Annotated in this window: 20 protein-coding genes; 19 read left to right on the plus strand and 1 reads right to left on the minus strand. The window is 63.7% G+C overall.

Annotation, left to right across the window (positions count from 1 at the left end; genetic code table 11):
• Window positions 1–49 precede the first annotated feature (49 nt).
• From C7401_RS11900 to C7401_RS11975, 16 genes are all read left to right on the plus strand, one after another.
• On the plus strand, window positions 50–1396 hold the full coding sequence (locus C7401_RS11900; protein ID WP_112171579.1) for an MFS transporter: 1347 nt from the start codon (window positions 50–52) through the stop codon (window positions 1394–1396).
• A 155-nt stretch (window positions 1397–1551) separates the two neighbouring features.
• Window positions 1552–2532, plus strand: a complete 981-nt coding sequence (locus C7401_RS11905; RefSeq protein WP_112171580.1) for a quinone oxidoreductase family protein — start codon at window positions 1552–1554, stop codon at window positions 2530–2532.
• Window positions 2533–2554: 22 nt separating this feature from the next.
• A complete protein-coding gene (locus tag C7401_RS11910; RefSeq protein ID WP_112171581.1) occupies window positions 2555–3403 on the plus strand; it encodes a TauD/TfdA dioxygenase family protein in 849 nt (282 codons plus the stop codon).
• Between the two features lie 36 nt (window positions 3404–3439).
• Window positions 3440–3748 (plus strand): Rieske (2Fe-2S) protein, encoded by a 309-nt coding sequence (locus C7401_RS11915; protein WP_112171582.1) that lies wholly within the window; start codon window positions 3440–3442, stop codon window positions 3746–3748.
• Between the two features lie 149 nt (window positions 3749–3897).
• On the plus strand, window positions 3898–5550 hold the full coding sequence (locus tag C7401_RS11920) for a fatty acid--CoA ligase (RefSeq protein ID WP_112171583.1): 1653 nt from the start codon (window positions 3898–3900) through the stop codon (window positions 5548–5550).
• A gap of 69 nt (window positions 5551–5619) precedes the next feature.
• Window positions 5620–6819, plus strand: a complete 1200-nt coding sequence (locus tag C7401_RS11925; RefSeq protein ID WP_112171584.1) for a porin — start codon at window positions 5620–5622, stop codon at window positions 6817–6819.
• Window positions 6820–6942: 123 nt separating this feature from the next.
• Window positions 6943–7311 carry a BON domain-containing protein gene (locus tag C7401_RS11930; RefSeq protein ID WP_112171585.1) on the plus strand — a complete coding sequence of 123 codons (369 nt, stop codon included), beginning with the start codon at window positions 6943–6945 and terminating at the stop codon, window positions 7309–7311.
• Window positions 7312–7348: 37 nt separating this feature from the next.
• Window positions 7349–8359, plus strand: a complete 1011-nt coding sequence (locus tag C7401_RS11935; RefSeq protein ID WP_112171586.1) for an AraC family transcriptional regulator — start codon at window positions 7349–7351, stop codon at window positions 8357–8359.
• A gap of 561 nt (window positions 8360–8920) precedes the next feature.
• A complete protein-coding gene (locus C7401_RS11940) occupies window positions 8921–9223 on the plus strand; it encodes a DUF4148 domain-containing protein (RefSeq protein WP_112171833.1) in 303 nt (100 codons plus the stop codon).
• A 510-nt stretch (window positions 9224–9733) separates the two neighbouring features.
• Window positions 9734–10609 carry a helix-turn-helix domain-containing protein gene (locus C7401_RS11945; protein ID WP_112171587.1) on the plus strand — a complete coding sequence of 292 codons (876 nt, stop codon included), beginning with the start codon at window positions 9734–9736 and terminating at the stop codon, window positions 10607–10609.
• Window positions 10610–10696: 87 nt separating this feature from the next.
• Window positions 10697–11596, plus strand: a complete 900-nt coding sequence (locus C7401_RS11950; protein ID WP_112171588.1) for a PhzF family phenazine biosynthesis protein — start codon at window positions 10697–10699, stop codon at window positions 11594–11596.
• Window positions 11593–12078 carry a RidA family protein gene (locus C7401_RS11955; protein WP_220092816.1) on the plus strand — a complete coding sequence of 162 codons (486 nt, stop codon included), beginning with the start codon at window positions 11593–11595 and terminating at the stop codon, window positions 12076–12078. The genes C7401_RS11950 and C7401_RS11955 overlap by 4 nt, the downstream gene beginning before the upstream one ends.
• A 76-nt stretch (window positions 12079–12154) precedes the next feature.
• Complete coding sequence (locus C7401_RS11960; RefSeq protein ID WP_224041301.1) at window positions 12155–12907, plus strand: transporter substrate-binding domain-containing protein; 753 nt, start codon at window positions 12155–12157, stop codon at window positions 12905–12907.
• A complete protein-coding gene (gene glnP / locus C7401_RS11965) occupies window positions 12904–13560 on the plus strand; it encodes a glutamine ABC transporter permease GlnP (protein ID WP_112171589.1) in 657 nt (218 codons plus the stop codon). Before C7401_RS11960 ends, glnP begins: the two co-directional genes overlap by 4 nt.
• Window positions 13557–14285 (plus strand): glutamine ABC transporter ATP-binding protein GlnQ, encoded by a 729-nt coding sequence (glnQ, locus tag C7401_RS11970; protein ID WP_112171590.1) that lies wholly within the window; start codon window positions 13557–13559, stop codon window positions 14283–14285. Before glnP ends, glnQ begins: the two co-directional genes overlap by 4 nt.
• A 45-nt stretch (window positions 14286–14330) precedes the next feature.
• On the plus strand, window positions 14331–15515 hold the full coding sequence (locus C7401_RS11975; protein WP_112171836.1) for a serine hydrolase domain-containing protein: 1185 nt from the start codon (window positions 14331–14333) through the stop codon (window positions 15513–15515).
• Window positions 15516–15549: 34 nt separating this feature from the next.
• Here the strand turns inward: C7401_RS11975 and C7401_RS11980 are convergent, their stop codons facing one another.
• Window positions 15550–16029: an Lrp/AsnC family transcriptional regulator gene (locus tag C7401_RS11980; protein WP_112171591.1), complete on the minus strand. Its 480-nt coding sequence runs from the start codon at window positions 16027–16029 to the stop codon at window positions 15550–15552.
• Between the two features lie 159 nt (window positions 16030–16188).
• Here C7401_RS11980 and C7401_RS11985 point away from each other — a divergent pair, with 159 nt between their 5' ends.
• From C7401_RS11985 to C7401_RS45550, 3 genes are read left to right on the plus strand one after another with little or no spacing between them, the layout of a single operon-like run.
• Window positions 16189–17337 carry a branched-chain amino acid ABC transporter substrate-binding protein gene (locus C7401_RS11985; protein ID WP_112171592.1) on the plus strand — a complete coding sequence of 383 codons (1149 nt, stop codon included), beginning with the start codon at window positions 16189–16191 and terminating at the stop codon, window positions 17335–17337.
• On the plus strand, window positions 17334–17894 hold the full coding sequence (locus C7401_RS45545) for a peptide deformylase (protein ID WP_112171593.1): 561 nt from the start codon (window positions 17334–17336) through the stop codon (window positions 17892–17894). The genes C7401_RS11985 and C7401_RS45545 overlap by 4 nt, the downstream gene beginning before the upstream one ends.
• Window positions 17891–18835, plus strand: coding sequence for an aminotransferase class IV (locus C7401_RS45550; RefSeq protein ID WP_112171594.1), 945 nt, complete (start codon window positions 17891–17893; stop codon window positions 18833–18835). Before C7401_RS45545 ends, C7401_RS45550 begins: the two co-directional genes overlap by 4 nt.
• Window positions 18836–18875: the final 40 nt, after the last annotated feature.

Below are 18875 nucleotides of genomic sequence, written 5' to 3' on the forward strand. Positions count from 1 at the left end.
TGAGCACGGAAGCGCTTTCGACGTAAAAGCTTCCTCCCTGGAGACACTCATGAATTTACTCCCCGGCACACAGCCGGACGGTGCTGGCGACGACTACCTTGTCAGTCGTCCGCATGCATGGTTCGCGTTTGCAATGACGTTTGCCCTGATGCTCTTCGATTACATCGACCGTCAGGTGATCGTATCGCTGTTTCCGCACCTGAAACTTGCCTGGAACCTGTCGGACAAGCAGCTGGGCGCGCTGGTCTCGGTTATCTCGATCGTCGTCGCGGCAGGTGGCATTCCCGTGGCGCTGTGGGCGGACCGCTTCAGCCGTGTGAAGAGCATCTTCGTGATGGCCGCGCTGTGGAGCGTCGCATCGATCTCGTGCATGTTCGTGCGCAACTACGGCCAGATGTTCGCCGCGCGCGCACTCGTTGGCGTGGGCGAGACCGGCTACGGTTCAGTCGGCGGGGCCTTGATCGTGAGCCTCTTTCCGAAGCGTCTGCGCGCGACCTTGCTCGGCGCTTTCCTCGCAGCTGCCTCGATCGGCTCTGTGCTTGGCGTCGTTCTCGGCGGTGTCATTGCGGCACACTGGGGCTGGCGTGCGGCCTTTGGCGTCGTTGGCATACCTGGGCTTGTGCTGGCCTTCCTTTACCTGCTCGTGCCGGACTACAAGACCGTCGCGCTGGCACCGAGCGCGGGTCATGCTCCGCAGACCGCGCGGACGTTCACGAAGCAGCTCCTGAACGTGCTGGGAAGCTCTCCGGCAATGTGGTGGACATGCCTTGGCGCCGCCCTCCAGCTGATCGTGGTTTCCACCATCTGGTCCTGGCTGCCGAGCTATTTCGTTCGCTACCATGACGCCCGGCCGGATCAGGCTGCCATTCACGCGGCGGCGATCGTGCTGTGCGGGGCTGCTGGATCAGTGGTATGGGGCTTCGTAGCTGACCGCCTTGCCGTACGCCGGCCACGCCATAGCCTCAATATGATGGCAGTCCTCACTGTCTTCACGACGCTGGTTCTTGCCGCCGTTTTCGCCGGAGTGGTTCCGGCTCGCTGGGAAACCGCAGCCATCGCGCTCGGAGGGTTCCTGATGACGTGCACGATGGCGCCCGCCGCAAGCGTCGTCTTCAACGTGATTCATCCGGGCGTGCGTTCCACCGGGGCTGCGGTTCTCTCGCTGTTCCAGAACCTCTTCGGCCTCGCGGTGGGACCGTTCGTGGCCGGCGTGCTGTCCGACGCCTGCGGACTGAAGGGCGCGCTCGCCATCATGCCGGCGTTCGGGCTGCTCGCGATGGTGTGCTTTCTGTTCGCCCGACGTACCTACGAAGCCGAAGTGGCGGCCATGTCGACAGGTGTTCAACTGGACGCCGGATCCGCACCGGCCGGCGCGAATACTGCGCTCTCTGCTTAAGCGCCGTATTGACGCCAGAATTGACCACCATCGTCCGCGGAGCGCATCAAGGTCGCGCTGTCGGCTCGCGGCGAAAAGCATCCGGCGCGGGCGCAGCAGAAGGCTGCGCGACCCGCACCGGCACATTCAGACATCAGGTAATACAGGAGCATCACATGGCAAAGTCAATCCGCTTTTATGAAACCGGGAGCCCCGAGGTTTTGCGTTACGAAGATAGCCAGGTGGGAGAGCCCGGGCCCGGGCAGGTGCGCCTGCGCCACGAGGCTGTCGGGCTGAATTTCGCCGACATCTACTTCCGCACCGGCCTGTATCCGGCGGCGTTGCCCTCCGGCATCGGCACCGAAGCCGCGGGCGTGGTCGAGGCAGTGGGCCCGGACGTCACCAGCGTCGCCGTGGGCCAGCGCGTGACATACACGGGCGCGTACAACACGCTCGGCGCGTACACGACAGAACGTCTCATCGACGCGGCGCCGCTCATCAAGCTGCCTGAGGCGATCAGCTGCGAAACCGCTGCCGGCATGACGATGCGTGGCCTGACTGCCTCGTACCTGATGCGCCGCATCTACGCGTTCAAGCGCGGCGACACCATCCTGCTGCATGCAGCGGCGGGCGGCGTGGGGCTGATCGTGTCGCAATGGGCGAAGCTGCTCGGCCTGACCGTGATCGGCACGGTGTCGAGCGAGGCCAAGGCTGAAGTCGCGCGTGCGCATGGCTGCGACTACACCATCAACTACAGCCAGGAAGACGTCGCGAAGCGCGTTCGCGAGCTGACCGGTGGGACAGGTGTCAACGTGGTCGTCGACAGCGTGGGCAAGGACACCTTCGAGGCCTCGCTCGACTCGCTCAAGCGCCGCGGCCTGCTGGTCTGCGTGGGGACCGCGTCGGGGCCGATTCCGCCGTTCAACCCGCACATTCTGGCGCTCAAGGGCTCGCTCTTCGTGACGCGGCCCGCGCTGGCCGATTACATCGCCGACCCTGCGGAGCGCGCGGAACTCGCCGACGAGCTGTTCGGCCACGTTGCGGCAGGCCGGATCAAGATCGGGATCAACCAGCGCTATGCCCTCGAAGACGCTGCCCAGGCGCACCGCGATCTCGAATCCCGCAAGACGACCGGGTCCTCGGTCTTCGTGATCTGACGTTTTCAGGAATGGCAATATCATGCGTATCGAACAACTGACCCACGCGCTCGGCGCGGAGCTGACAGGTGTCAATCTGGCCGACGCCGTCCACGACGAAGGATTGTTTGTCGAGATTCGCGCGGCACTGTTGCAGCACCGCGTGCTGTTTCTGCGCGACCAGGAAATCAGCCGCGCGGAGCACGTCGCGTTCGCGCGGCGCTTTGGCGAACTCGAAGATCATCCCGTTGCCAGCAGCGACCCCGAGCACCCGGGCCTCGTGAGAATCTACCGCACGCCGGAACAGCCGAACGACCGCTACGAGAATGCGTGGCACTCCGACGCCACCTGGCGCGAAGCGCCGCCGTTCGGCGCCGTGCTGCGTTGCGTGGACTGTCCGCCGGTGGGCGGCGACACCATGTGGGCGAACATGGTGCTTGCCTACGAGAAACTCCCGGCGCATGTGAAGGACGAAATCGCTGACCTGCGTGCGCGCCACAGCATCGAAGCCACGTTTGGCGCGAACATGCCCATCGAGAAGCGGCTCGCGCTGAAGGCACAGTACCCGGATGCGGAGCACCCGGTGGTGCGCACGCACCCGGAAACCGGCGAAAAGATCCTCTACGTCAACGTCTTCACGACGCACTTCACCAATTTCCATACGCCGGAGCGGGTGCGCTATGGCCAGGACGCCAATCCGGGGGGCGCTGACCTGCTGCGTTATCTGGTTAGCCAGGCCTTTATTCCGGAGTACCAGGTGCGCTGGCGCTGGAAGCCCAGAAGCATCGCGATCTGGGACAACACCCCGACTCAGCACTATGCCGTGATGGACTACCCGCCGAGCCACCGCAAGATGGAGCGCGCCGGGATCATCGGCGGCAAGCCCTACTGATTGCCCCTCTGAATTTTTCGTTAGAACCTGTCAATCATGTCACGTCAGATACCGGTCGCATCAGTCGACGAATTAACCCCCGGGCAACGCAAGCTTGCCTTCGTCGACGGCCGCAGCGTTGTCCTCTTCAACATCGAGGGAAACGTCATTGCCATCGAGAACTCGTGCCCGCATAACGGCGCGTCACTCGCCAATGGCCAGCTCGACGGACATGTTCTGCGTTGTCCGGCGCATGGACTGCGTTTCGATCTGCACGCCTGCTCCGAACCGGATGCCCCAGGCTTATGTCCCGCGCGTCTGGAGGTAAATGAGCGTGATGGAAACTTCGAACTACTAAGCGATTGACAAGCGGACCCGCAATCAGAACAGAACGGTTCGACTCATAGTTTTACCGATAGAAGACGCAGGACGAGCAACGTGGACGGCCTCGACGGCGGCACCCCAACTCATCCCACCTTGAACAGCAATATCCGCCTCCCGCTGAGGAAACACGCATGCACGCAACCGAAACCCTCATCACGCCGACGCCCTCGGCCTATTCATATCCGCTGCTGGTCAAGCAACTGCTGCTCAATTCGCTGAGCCAGTATGGGGAGCAGGAAATCGTCTATCGAGGCGAGCTGCGGTACAGCTTCCGCGAATTCAGCCAACGGCTCGGCCGGCTCGCCAACGCCCTGAGCGCGCTCGGCGTTCGCCACGGCACGACAGTCGCGGTCATGGACTGGGACAGCCATCGCTACCTGGAAAGCTACTTCGGCATTCCGATGATGGGCGCGACGCTGTTCACGGTGAACGTGCGTTTGTCGCAGCAGCAGATTCTTTACACGCTGAACGACTCGCGGGCCGAAGTGGTACTGGTCCACGCTGATTTCGTTCCGATGCTCGAAGAGATCCGGGCCGAACTTCCGTCGGTTCGTCACGTGGTCGTGCTCGCGGACGGCGAGCCCGTGCCACAAACTGGTATGGCGGTAGCGGGGGAATATGAGGCACTGCTGGCCGGCGCGGCGCCCGAGTTTGAGTTTCGGGACTTCGACGAGAACACCCGTGCGGCGATGTTCTATACGACTGGCACGACCGGCGATCCGAAAGGCGTGACGTACAGCCACCGCAACCTGGTCCTGCACGCGATGGCGACAGCCATGAGCCTGTGCGCGCAGCGCGACGGGCAGCGGTTGCACCGGGAAGACGTCTACATGCCGATCACGCCCATGTTCCATGTGATGGCCTGGGGCATGCCCTACATCGCCGTGATGCTCGGTCTCAAGACGGTTCTGCCGGGGCGCTATATCGCGGAGCGGCTGCTGGAACTGGGCGAGAAGGAGCACGTCACGTTCTCCCACTGCGTGCCGACGGTGCTGCAAATGCTGCTACAGGCCTCGCGCAGCGCGGGCAAGAGCTTGTCGGGATGGACGTTCATCATCGGTGGGTCGGCGTTTTCGCCTGCGCTTTGCAACGCGGCCCTGGAACTGGGCGCCGATGTGTTCTCTGGTTACGGCATGTCGGAGACCGGCCCGATCGTGGCGCTGGCGCAGTTGCCTCCGGGGTACAAGCCCGCGAACCATGAGGAAGAGGTGCGCCTGCGGTGCTCCACCGGGCGCCCGGTGGCCATGGTCGATTTTCGTGTGGTTGACGGGAGCATGAAGGACGCGGAGCGCGACGCGAAGTCCCACGGCGAAATCGTGCTGCGCGCGCCGTTTCTGACGATGAGCTACGCCAACAAGCCGGAGGCGTCGGAGCAGCTATGGGAAGGGGGCTACCTCCATACGCAGGATATCGCCGTGATGGGGCCGGACGGTTTCGTGCAGATCGTCGATCGCATGAAGGACGTCATCAAGACCGGTGGCGAATGGGTCTCGTCGATCGAGCTGGAGCGACTGATTGCCGAGGTGGCGGGCGTGCAGGAGTGCGCGGTAGTGGGCGTACCGGATGTGAAATGGGGCGAACGGCCTGTCGCGCTCATCGTGCGCAAACCTGACGCTGGCGTTACCTCCCAGAGTGTTCGCGACCACTTGATGACGCACGCACACGCGAATCGCATCAGCCGCTATGCGGTGCCTGACGTCGGGCGCATTGCCTTCGTCGAGGAAATCCCGAAAACGAGCGTCGGCAAGATCGACAAGAAGCGCATTCGCGCCTGGATTGACTGAGCACTGAATTTCAGATCACACCGCGCGACATCGGATCGCCGCAAACAACCCAAACCAGTTGGAGACAACATGAAAGTCAAACTCGCCGCCGTTGCGGCGCTGGCTGCGTTCGCCGGTACGGCGCAAGCACAATCGTCAGTCACGCTCTATGGCGCGCTCGACTCCGGTCTGCTCTACCAGAGCACGTCGGCGGCGTACTCGGCGGCGCCGTTTTTGCCGAACACCAAACTGAACGGCAACGCGGGCCATGTGGTTCAGCTCAAGGACGGCGGCATCTATTCGAGCATCTTCGGCATGAAGGGCTCTGAAGACCTTGGTGGCGGATACGCCGCCAACTTCAAGCTCCAGGGAGCATTCAACAGCTCCAACGGCCAGCCGGGCAAGTCCGGCACGCCGACTGCAAGCTCGGTTTTCACCCAGGTCACGACCGTTGGTGTGTCAGGCCCGTTCGGCAAGATCGACTTCGGCCGCCAGTTCGCGCCGATGGCCTACGCGATGGCCGAGACGGATGTGCGTAATGCGCAGTATTTCGGCAGCGTGCTCACCGCCTGGCTGACCATGAACACGATGTCGGGCTGGACGGGAAGCAACTCGAATGCCCAGATTGGCGCACTGTATGACGACAATGCAATCGTCTACAGCTCTCCGTCGTTCTACGGTGTGTCCGCTGCACTCGAGTACGCGCCCGGCGGCGTCCCGGGCCAGGCCCAGGGTGGCACGCGCGAATCGGCAGTGCTCAAGTATTCGGGCTTTGGTCTGAACGCGGATGCCGTCTACTACAACGGGCACGACGCCAATCCGTTCTCATACGCGGCTTCAGCTGCGAACCTGCCGAACGGCATTCCTGCAACGGGCCTGAACAACAACCGCTTCGTGTACTTCGGCGCGAAATACACGTGGCACGGCATTTCGGTCTCGGGTTCGTTCAGCAACGGGCGCAATCCGGCCAACACGAACGGGGTGCCGAAGGCCTTTGTTGTCTCGGGTGATTTCGATATGTGGACGGGCGGTCTTGGCTACCGCTTCTCTCCTGCGCTCAACTTCACCTCGGGCGTCTACTACATCAAGGACAACAAGAACAACCAGAACCAGTCGACCGCCTACGCAATCGGCGGCGACTACAGCCTGTCGAAGCGCACGCTGGTTTATGCCCAGGCCGGCTACGTGTCCAACCGCGGCCAGATGAACCAGGAACTCATTTATGGGACGCCTGTTGCTCCAGGTAAAAACACCACGGCTGTCAGCATCGGCATGCGCCATACCTTCTAGGTCGCCTCCACGATTGGCCAGTTCCGCACTGACTACCGTGGCGCAGTCTGCCGACCAGCCCGTAGCTGGTGTTGACATGGCTCTGCTATTTCTGCGTTACCGCAACAACCACAGGAGCATGGAATGAACACGACTACCAGGAACTTCAACCTGGCTCTCTGCGCGCTGCTCGCCGCGGCGTCCCTGAACGCGTCCGCCCAATCCGAAGCCAGCGCACCCGGCGCTACGGCAGTGGCGGCATCCAGCACAACTGCGCCCGCTGTGCCGGGCAACACCAGGCTGCGGCGCGCCGTGTACACCGCGATCGCGAAGCACAAGGAAATCCACGGCGGCAGTATCGGTGTTACTGCGAGGAACGGGGCGGTCACGCTGAATGGCACGGTTACGGATGCCGCGCAGGTCGAGAAGGTCGCGGAAATCGCCAGGGGCGTTCCTGGCGTGAACTCCGTGACAAACAAGCTCACGGTCCAGAAGCCCTTGGGCGGCATGTAAGCGTCAAAGGCCCTGACGCATAGAAGGAAACCAGACAATGGAAACGATGCTGAGCTCGGTCTCAATGAGCGGCTATTTCGACGTAGCGCTGCGCGCTGGTCTGAACGCCGTCGAACTTGCGCGCGAAGCGGGTCTCGACGCCGCGTCACTTGCGAATCCGGGCGACCGCATTCCGGCCGCTGCGGCCTGCCTGCTGCTCGAACGCTCGGCGGAAAAGGCGTCGTGCCCGACTTTCGCGCTGCAAATGGCCGCAACCCGGCGCAGATTCGGCGCTGGGGTGGTCAATGTGCTGCTCGCGCACAAACGCACGCTGCGTGAAGTCTTGCTCGCCGGTGCCGCATACGGCCGTCTGCTCAACGAAGCGCTCGCGGTGCATGTCGAAGACACGGGCGCAACGGTCACCATCCGCGAAGAGCTGGTCGTTGATCAGGGCGTTCCCAGGGACCAGGCAGTCGAACTCGCGGTCGGCGTGCTTGGGCGTCATTCCGGCGAACTGCTCGGTGAACACTGGAAACCTCGCGCTGTGCATTTCGTTCATCAAGCGCCACCCAGCATCACGTTCCACCGCCGCTTCTTTGGCTGTCCGGTGGAGTTCGGTAGCGACTTCAACGGTCTGGTGTGCGCGACAGCGGATCTCGACTGCCCGAATCCTGCTGCTGATCCCGAACTCGCGCGCTATGCGGAAGACCTAGCCGATTCGCTGAATGTGGAGGGTGTCGGCTCGACCGCGCTCGAAGTGCGTAAGGCAATCTACCTGTTGCTGCCGCTAGGGCAAGCTAGCGTCGAGCAGGTTGCCGCACATCTGCACATGAGCGTTCGCACCATGCAGCGACAGCTCGAACTTGCCAATACCAGCTTTTCGCGCGTGACGGAGGCAGTGCGGTACGAACTCGCTGTACGTTTCATGAGCAACTCGCGCTATCCGATCGGGCAAGTTTCGGGGCTGGTTGGATATTCGCACCAGGGGACGTTTACGAACTGGTTTGTCGGACGTTTCGGTATGACGCCGCGCGACTGGCGCAATAGCCGCACGAAGTGGCTGTGTTGATTGCCGGCAGCAATCCCGGTGGATCGGCGAGGGGGGCGCTCGAACCAAAGCTCCGTATGCCATGATCCGTTGAGGGGCCGTTATTTGGGCAGATGCTGCCTCTCGAATGTCCACATTGAGCCATCGGCCAGCGTCCACTTCTGGCCGACCTCGGCCCGGCGCGGCCTCCCGAAACCGACCCTGATCCGTCGCTGGGTCCCTCGTGACCATAGCGTCCGCGCCTGGACCCTTAGGGGCATCCGTTCCCGCCCGTGCGCCCTGGCTGATTTTGTTCGCAGTGCAGTGGATCGAGGGTCAACAGGGCGGAACGACTCATGGAATAAGGTAATCCCCGAGCCTCTTTTAGGACGCTTGCCTTATTCATGTGCATTGGGTCAGCGAATACAGTCATGATTGCCGGCTTGCCGCATTGCAGTTGCGGCCACGCGGGACGTCTGAGTTTTGGCCCTCGCGGTCACTCGACGGGCGGAGCGAGCGTATCTTTACGCACGTGCGCATCGCCAGATATCCCCATTCGATGAATGAACAACCGGAGTGGTTAGCCACAGGAGGTGGACCATCATGAAGACGTTAGTCCACACAGTTTGCGCGGTCGCCGTCATCGCTGTACCCATTGCGTCGTTGGCGCAGTCGGAGGGGGCGCTCACACGCGCGCAAGTGCAGGCAGAGATTGCTCAGCTACAGCAAGCCGGCTTCAATCCTGCCAATGCGAATACCGTCGACTTTCCTTCCAATATGCAGGCCGCCGACCCCAGGGCCGCGGACCAGGGCAGCGGCTACGGGCCTGCGACCAGCGGTTCGTCGCAGATGGGCCGTCCGGCGGGCACGAGCGGGATGAGGCCGGTGTTCTTTGGCGGGTCATAAGCGCTTTCGTCTGACTCGGCCGGGCGATGGAGAACATGCCGTCTCTGCAAGGGACGGCATGGTGGGGCGTGCCTGCCGCCTGACCGCCCCAAACCGGCATGACGACTTCGCCTTGCGGCCGGGCAATCTTTTCGGGCGGGTCATGAGCGTCCGCCGCTAATCGGTGACCGGGCCCCGCCGAGGAAAATCACGCACCTCGTTAAGTTCCGCTACGCGGTAGGCCGCAGCCGCCCCACGGCCCCGCTCAATCCCTGCCGCTCCGAGGTCGAGCCTCCGGGCGAACCTGTCACGACAAAGTCAGGGCAGGGGGCCAGACCACTCACCAAAGCTCACCAGCCCATCGCGGCGCGCAATCCCCGCCTTCCTCCCCATCGCAACACGGAACTGCACGCCGGGCGGTATTTTGTGCTGCTATCCTGTCCGATCCCTCGCGACTCCACGCTGTGCAAGGCGCTTCAATCGCGAGCCGGTCACGCTATGACTTTTTACTGAATCGCATGGAGTATCGCGATGCTGCGAACGTTCACCCAACTCTGTCAGCCTGCCAACAAGGCGCAACTCGTGGCTGCCGACGAAGGCCATGCGACGATCACCGGCAGCGGCACCTACGCCATGCCATGGCATTGGCACGACTGCCTGATGTTCATCCTGCCTGGGCACGGCACCGTCGAACTTTGCCACGAAGACCGGCGCGCGGGCACCTGGCTCTCGCAGGATCGCTTTGCCGTGGTCCCTTCAGACCGGGCTCATCAGACGCGCGCCGGATGCGCGACGCACTCGCACGTAGCGGTTTATGTCACGGCCGAGGCGCTGCACAAGCTCGATACCGGCGTCGGCTCGCTCAGCGAATTCCGCCGCCGCACCCGCACGCCGATCCTCGTGCATAGAACCGCCGCGATTCGCGCGCTACAGGAGCTTTCGCAGCGCAGCGACATGGGTGCCTACGGCAGCGCGGCAACCCGCCAGGCATTGTCGTCGGCACTGTTGATGCAGTGCATCGGCGAGGTCATCGCCGGAAAGACGGAACTCGGGACCTCGCCGCGCGAGCACGGCATGGCGGTGGTGGCCGACATCGAGGCCTTCGTGGCCCACCACGCCGACCAGGAGATTCCCCTGGATCTGCTGGAAGCGCGTTTCGGCGTTTCCCGGCGTCACATCACGCGTCTGTTCCGCGAGCGCACGGGACTCTCGATCGGCGAGTTCCAGCAGCGTGCGCGTTACGACAACGCCTGCCGCCTGCTTGCCGAAACGGATCTGCCGATCGGCGAGGTGGCGTTCCGCGTCGGTTTCGAAAGCGGCGCGGCCCTCGCGCGCGCGATGCGGCGCGTTGGCGGCCAGTCGCCTTCCGGTCTGCGCGCGAAGATGGCCCGTTCGGTCAACACGTAGGGCCCGTTCGGACGCGCGCCGCGGCGCCGTCCCCCGTAATCTGACCGGACAGAAACACATCCCCCGGTCAGCGGGGTTCACGCCGCCATGTCTTTGCGCCATCAAGTCGAACTCGTCAGCGTGTTTGCCGCCGGTCCCGGCGGTGGCAACCCGGCGCCCATCGTAATCGACGCCGCCGGTATGTCTGACGCGGACATGCAGGCCGTCGCGCAGCGCTACGGTCACGAAAGCGGCTTCGTGCTGCCCGCCGCGCCCGGCTCCCACTGCGACTACGAATTCCGCTTCTGGGTGCCGAACCACGAGATGTCGATGTGCGGCCACGCCACCGTCGGCGCGGTCTGGCTACTCCATCAAAACGGACGGCTCCACCGCGATCGGCTGACCATTCAGACGCGCAGCGGCCAGGTCGCGGCCCGCATCACCGGACACACGAATCAGGGCGCGGCCGTCGAGATTTCCCAACCGGTGGGCCGCGTCGAAGCGCTTCCGCAGCCGCAACTGAGCCAGGACGAGATCCTCGACGCGCTCGGCATCGGCCGCGCCCAACTCGCGCCTTTGCCGATCCAGAACGCCTGCACCAGCCGGGTCAAGACGCTGGTGCCGCTCAGCAGTCCCGCCGTTCTCGACGCCCTTGAGCCGCGCTTCGACAAAATCGAAGCCTTGTGCGAGCGAATCGGCTCAACCGGTCTCTATCCCTACGCGACCTTCGATGCCGCCCGGCAGATCTTCGATGCCCGGCAGTTCCCGCGCGCGTCCGGCTATCCGGAAGATGCGGCGACCGGCATCGCGGCCTCCGCGCTGTCCTTCGGCCTGCTCGCCAATGGCATGGTGGAAGCGTCTACGCGAACCATCACGGTCCGGCAGGGACGCGCGATGAAGCGCCCGTCGCAAATCTCGGTGCGATTCAGTGTCGAGTCCGGCCGCGTGGACGGTTGCTGGCTCGGCGGACCGGTTGGCTTTGAAACGCGCATCGGAGCTTCGTCATGACGATTCACATTGCAGACCGGCTCGCGCAACTCGGCATGACGCTTCCGCCCCCGCCGTCGCCGCGCGGCGCCTACGTGAGCGTGGTGATCCATCACGACATCGCTTACGTGAGCGGCCAGGTCAGCCGCGTCGGCGAACAGGTCATCGCCGGGCCTGTCGATCACGCGACGCCCCCTGACGTTATCCGCCATGCGGCGCGCACTTGTGTGCTGCGCGCGTTGAGCGTGCTCGCGGCCGCGCTGCCCGCCACGACGACGGTTGAACGCATCCTCTTCCTGCGAGGTTTCGTCAACGCCGTGCCCGGCTTCGTGAACCACGGCCGGGTGATGGATGAAGCGTCGCTCCTGCTGCACGAAATCTTCGGGGACCACGGCCTGCATGCGCGGTCGGCAGTCGGCGTCGCCGGTCTGCCGGGCGGCGGCCTGCTCGAAATCGAGCTTACCGCCTCACTTACGCGCGGGCCCGATCCGCGCGCCGCGTAGCGCAGTGCCACAACAAGACGCCGGATGGCCCCGCAAGCGGCGTTTCCGGCGCGATTCACTCAACGTGGAGGAAACCATGAATCGACGTCAATTGCTGCAACTGGGCCTCGCCGTCGGGCCCGCTATCGTGTTGTCCCGTTCCGTGCGGGCGGCCGATGCCGAACTGGTGGTCGGGTCCAACGTGGGCGCGCCGCCGTTCGCGTTCAAACAGGGCGACACGTATTCCGGCTTCGACGTCGAGGTCTGGAGCGAAGTCGCGAAGGGATTGAATCGCAAGTGGCGCTTGCAACCGATGGAATTCGGCGCGCTGATTCCGGCGCTTCAGACCCACAATCTCGACGTGATCGTCTCGCAACTGTTCATCAAGCCGGAGCGGCAGCAGGTGATCGATTTTTCCACGCCGTATTACAAAAGCGGTCTGATCGCGGTCACGCGCATCGACAACACCAGCATCCGCACGCCGGCCGATCTTGCCGGCAAGCACATCGGCACCGAGACGGGCACGGTTGCGGTCAACTACATCAAGGAGCACATCAAGGACGCCACGCTGGAGCAGTTGCCCAGCATCAATAACGCACTGCTCGCGCTGGAAGCGGGCCGCACGGACGTCGTCGTCTACGACAAGCCGCAACTGCTCTATTACGCGAACACCGCCGGGAAGAACAAGGTCAGGGTGATCCTGCCCGCGCTGGAAGGTCTCGACGTCGGCATGGGTTTCCAGAAAGGCAGTCCGCTCGTCGCGGCGGCTAACGTGCAACTCGCGGCCATGAGGGCGGACGGCCGGCTCGCGGCACTCAACCGGAAGTGGTTCGGCGAGGCGTCGTCATGAGCTTCGACTGGGCGGCGCTCATTGCTGCATTGCCGGACCTGATGCAAGGGCTTCGGCTGACCCTGCTGATCGCGCTGAGCGGGCTGGCGGGCGGCGTCGCGCTCGGTGTCATCGCGGGCGTGACGCTAACGTACGGCAGCCGGGCCGCGGCGTTTCCGGCCCAGATGTATGTCGCCCTGATTCGCGGCACGCCTATCGTGGTTCAGGTGATGTTCGTCTACTTCGCACTGCCGATCATGATGGACATACGCATCAGCGCGACCAGCGCCGCCATTATCACGTTGGTCGTCAATTCCGGCGCCTATAACGCGGAGATTATCCGCGGTGCGCTCGACGGCGTGCCGGGTGGACTGCGCGAGGCGGGCATGGCGATGGGGCTGCCGTTTCACAGCACGCTGGCGCATGTCATTGCCCCCATCGCGTTCAGACGCGCGCTGCCGGCGATGGGGAACCAGTTCGTCAATCTGGTCAAGGACACCTCGATCTTTCTTGTGATCGGTGTGGGCGAGCTGACTCGCAGAGGTCAGGAAATCATGGCCGAAAATTTCAGGGCGGTGGAAATCTGGACGGCGGTCGCGATCATCTACCTGCTCGTCATCAGTCTGCTCGCGCTGGGCCTGCGCGTGCTCGAACGAAGGGTGCGTCTGCCATGAGCATGATCGAATTTCAGCAAGTCTCGAAGCGTTACGGCGAGCACGTCGTTCTGCATCCGCTCGACCTCACGATCGAACGCGGCGAGGTCGCCGTCATCGTCGGCCCGTCGGGCTCCGGCAAATCGACGCTGCTGCGCTGTATCAACGGGCTCGAAACCATCAGTTCCGGCGATCTGCGCGTCGACGACATCAGCGTACTGGGCTCGGCCCGCGACATCCGGCGAATCCGGCTCGAAGCCGGCATGGTGTTCCAGCAGTTCAATCTGTTTCCGAATTTGACGGCGATACAGAATGTCATGTTCGGACCGATTCGCGCGCGCGGCCAAACGAAAGCCGAAGCCCGCGAGATTGCCGGCGCACTTTTGCAGAAGGTTGGGCTTTCCGAGCGCATGAATCACTATCCGTCGCAACTGTCGGGCGGCCAGCAGCAACGTGTGGCCATTGCGCGTGCGCTCGCCGTGCAGCCCAAGCTCATGCTCTTCGACGAACCGACTTCGGCGCTCGACCCCGAATTGCGCCAGGAGGTTCTCAAGGTCATGCAGACGCTTGCCGGCGAGGGCATGACGATGGTCGTCGTGACGCACGAAATGGGCTTTGCGCAGCGCGTGGGTTCACGCCTGCTTTTTATGGAAGCCGGCCGGGTTGTGCACGACGGCAAGCCCGTCGAGATGCTGTCCGCGCCGCCCGGAGAGCGCTTTTGCGAGTTCCTTCAGCATGTTCATTGATGTCCGCGCAATTCGCGCTGTGTGCCCTTGGAGTCCGCCGTCAAGATGAACCCGTCACGATTTGAAAATGATTACGGCTTTCGCCGCGACAGTGTCCGGCATGAGAACTGGCGCGAAGCGCCGTGGAATGTGTGGGCCTTTCGCCATGTGCACGAAATCATTCCGACCGCGCGGATTGCCGCCACGCAAGGTCTCGCAGAAGAACCGCTGGCCGGTGCCGACGCGCTGACCGAGCACCGGGTCGTGGTCGATGGCGAAGGTCGCACGGTCGGGCAGATCCTGCGGCAGACCTCGACCGATGCCATCGCCGTGATGCGAGCGGGGCGCTTCGTCGCCGACTATCATGCACCGCACTTCACGCTGCAAACCCGCCACATCCTGTTCTCGGCCAGCAAATCAGTCGCCGGTCTTCTCGCGGGCATGCTGGTCGGCGACGGCCTTCTGGACACCGAAGCACCCGTGGCGCAGTACGTGCCCGAGCTCGCTCGTTCGGCCTTCGGCGATGCGCGCGTGAGGCATGTGCTGGATATGCGAACCAGTCTCGCGTTCAACGAGGATTATCTCGATCCGCATGGTCTCTATGCGCGCTATCGGCGAGCCGGCCTGCTGGACCCGCGCCGAGAAGGCGAAGCCCCGGAAACGGTGATCGATCTGCTGGCCGCGCTGCCCAAAGGCGCGGGCGAGCATGGCGGCCCGTTTCATTACTGCTCGCCCAACTCGGACGTGCTCGGCCTCGTGATCGAGCGCGCCTCGGGCCAGCGCTATGCCGACTTCGCGGCCGAGCGCCTGTGGCAACCGTTAGGACTGCGGCACGATGGTTGCATCACGGTGGATATTGCCGGTACGGCGCGCTCAGGCGGCGGCTTGTGCATGACCGTGCGCGATCTGGCCAGGATTGGCGAACTGGTGCGTCTGGGCGGCATCGTCAACGGACGCCGGTTGATCCCGCAGAGCTGGATGACCGATACGCTCACGGGCGGCAGCGCGCAGGCGTGGCGCGAAGGCAACTTCTCTGGCTGGCTGCCGAACGGCAAGTACCGCAACAAGTGGTATCAGGTCGGCAATCAGAGCGGCGCATGCTTTGCGATCGGCATTCATGGCCAGTGGCTCTATGTCGATCCGCTGCGCGAGACCGTCATCGCCAAATTCTCGTCGCAACCTCAACCCACCCATGACGCGGTCAAGCTGCTGAATCTCGCGCTGTTCGAAGCGATTGCGACGATGACTTGAGAGGGCGCGTTGCCCTTCATCCGTGCTTCGGCTTTTACACGTCGAGCGCCAGGCTCATGCCTGTCTTCACGCGCGACATCACCACCATCGTCTCGAAGTGCCGGATGTTCTGGTTCTGCCGGAACACACGCGTGGCGAACTCGTCGTAGTGGTCGATGTCGCGCATGGCCACGAGCAGCACGAAATCGGCGCGGCCCGTCACCACATAGCATTGCATCACCTCGGGCAGGTCCGTCAGGAAGCGCTTGAATTCATCGAGCAGGTCGACGCGTTCGCGCTCGACCTGCACGAGCACCATCATCATCAGCGGCAGCCCCACCTTCGACGGGTTGATCACCGCGATATCGCGCTCGATGATTTTTTCTTCGCGCAGCCGCTTCACGCGGCGCATGCAGGCGGGCGGACTGAGCCCGATCTCCGCGGCGAGCGCCTGGTTGCTGATCTGGTTGTCATGCTGGAGCAGCGACAGGATACGCAGGTCGTAGACATCGAGCTGGGAATCGGGCGGTGTCATCAGATTTCTCCAGAGGCCGCTCTTCCGAAATAATTCGATAAAAACGCGGCCCGTTTGCTTTTTGGATTTCCCGGTAAGTGCCCAGAATTGTAGCGTCGATCGACCATTCATCAACGCTGCACTGCCGCTGGTCAGCGGCGCCACCTTACCGGAACTGACATGCAAAGACCCCCCTTCGCACTGGCCGCACTAGCGATACTGTGCGCCGCCAACTTCGGCCTGATCACCCGCGCCCGCGCCGACACGGTCGTCGTGATCGGCTACGCCGGTGCGCTTACCGGCGCGCAGGCGCACTTTGGCAAAGACAGCGAACGCGGCATCCGGCTTGCGATCGACGAGATCAACGCGACGCATCCCGTCATCGGCGGCCAGCCGGTGAGCTACCGGCTCGACGCGCAAGACGATGCGGCCGATCCGAAGACCGCCACCACCGTCGCGCAACGCTTCGCCGATCAGCATGTGAGCGCCGTGATCGGGCATCAGAATTCCGGCACCTCGATCGCCGTCGCGCAAATCTACGCGAAGGCGGGCATTGCCGAACTGACGCCCTCGGCGACCAGTCCGCAATTCACGCGTCTCGGGCTTCGCACGACCTTCCGCATGCTGGCGAACGACGATTTCCTCGGCGCGGCCGTGGCCCGCTACGCAAGCGAAAAGCTTCACGCCGGCCGGATCGCGGTGATGGACGATCGCACCGCCTATGGGCAGGGCATTGCCGACGTGTTCGCACACGATGTCGGGGCGGACGGTGCGCAGGTCGTCGCGCGCGAGTACACGACGGATCAGGCCTTCGATTTCGCCGCGGCGCTAACGTTGATCAAGGGCCGGAGCCCGGACGCGATCTTCTATGGCGGAATGGACACGCAGGGCGGCCCGATGCTCAAGCAGATGCGCAAGTACGGAATCGCCGTGCCCCTGCTCGGCGGCGACGGGCTGTGCACGCAGGAGATCACACGGCTTGCCGGCGATGCCCTGAACGGCAATCTGTACTGCGCGGACGGCGGCCGCAGTCTCGCGAAGATGCCGGGCGGCCCGGCGTTCCAGAAGAAGTTTCAGGCGCGTTACGGCGAACCGGTCCAGCTCTACGCACCCTACGCGTACGACGCAATGCAGGCGATCTATCATGCGATGCTCGATCAGCAGTCGACGGCGCCGGAGCGCGTGGTCGAGGGCCTGCACAAGGTCGCATTCGACGGCGTGACCGGACGCGTGCAGTTTGACGAGCATGGCGATCTGTTGCATCCCGCCGCCACCATCTCGACGTTCAAGGGCGGCCAGAAACAGGCACTCACCGAGGTATCGCAATGAACTCGATCCTGCCGGTCGGTACCCCGTCGTTGCGCGAGCGCTCCACGCCGCTCGCCGATCAGAGCGTGGTCAGCGTGGTGGCCGACGCACGCGCCCTCACTGACGCACTGGCCGCGTTTCGCGCCGAACACGGCTTCGGCCGCGCCATCGCCGCGCCCCAGATCGGCGTGAACCGCCGTCTGATCGCGCTGGCATTGCCGGGCTGGCCGTCGGTCATCATCAACCCGGAGATCGTCTGGCACAGCGCGCAGACCATGACGGTGTGGGACGACTGCATGTGCTTTCCCGATATGCTGGTGCGTGTGCTGCGTCACGTGTCGGTTTCGGTTGCTTTCACGACGCTCGACGGCGAGCGTCAGGTGCGCGAGACACTCGGGCAGGCGGAAGCCGAACTGATCCAGCACGAGATCGATCATCTCGATGGCGTGTTGTCGTTCGACCGGGCGACGGGTGTCAACGCGATCGTGAGCCGCAAGGCGTTCGACGCCGATCCCGCGGCCTTTATCGCGACCGTCGATTTTCATCCGGGGCAAGCGGTGACGGAGGGGCAGCCATGAGCGCTCAGGACATCGGCCGTCTCGACGGTCTTACGTATCCGCGCGGCGCGGCCTATATGAACGGGCAGTTCATCGCGCTCTCTGAAGCGCGCATCTCCGTGCTCGACTGGGGACTGCTGCATTCGGACGTGACCTATGACACCGTGCACGTGTGGAATGGCCGCTTTTTCCGGCTCGACAGTCATATCGCGCGATTCCGTCGTTCGCTCGATAAACTGCGGCTGCGCGTCGACCTCACCGACGACGCGCTGCGCGACATCCTCGCCGAATGCGTACGACGCTCGGGGCTGCGCAACGCCTACGTCGAAATGCTTTGCACGCGGGGCGTGTCGCCGACCTTCAGTCGCGACCCGCGCGATGCGGTCAACCAGTTCGTCGCGTTCGCCGTGCCGTATGGCTCGGTGGCGAACGAAAGGCAGCTTCGCGAAGGAATGCATCTGCACGTGATCGACGACGTGCGGCGCATCCCGCCCGCCTCGGTCGATCCGCAGATCAAGAACTATCACTGGCTCGATCTGGTCACGGCGCTGCTCAAGGGCTACGACGCCGGGGCCGAGACCGTTGTCATCAAGACGACCGACGACGCCATCGCCGAGGGCCCGGGGTTCAACATCTTCGTGGCCAAAGGCGGCCAGCTTTTTACCCCCGAGGCGGGGGTCCTGCACGGGATCACGCGACAGACCGTATTCGATCTCGCCGCACGGCGTGACATGGTCGTCCGTGCCGGTCGGATGTCCGAGCAGCAACTGCGCGACGCCGACGAAATCTTCATCACGTCCACGGCAGGCGGCGTCATGCCGGTGACCCGGTTGAACGGCGCCCCGGTTGGCGACGGGCAGGCGGGGCCGGTGACGCGGGGGTTATTCGACGCGTACTGGCAAGCGCACGACGACCCGGCATGGTCACTTGCGGTGGATTACGACGATCAAGTTTGCGGTTAATGCCGCGCTGCTTGTGTATTCAAGACCCCGGATGCCTTGA

It is taken from the genome of Paraburkholderia unamae (assembly GCF_003268775.1).
Taxonomy (GTDB): domain Bacteria; phylum Pseudomonadota; class Gammaproteobacteria; order Burkholderiales; family Burkholderiaceae; genus Paraburkholderia; species Paraburkholderia unamae.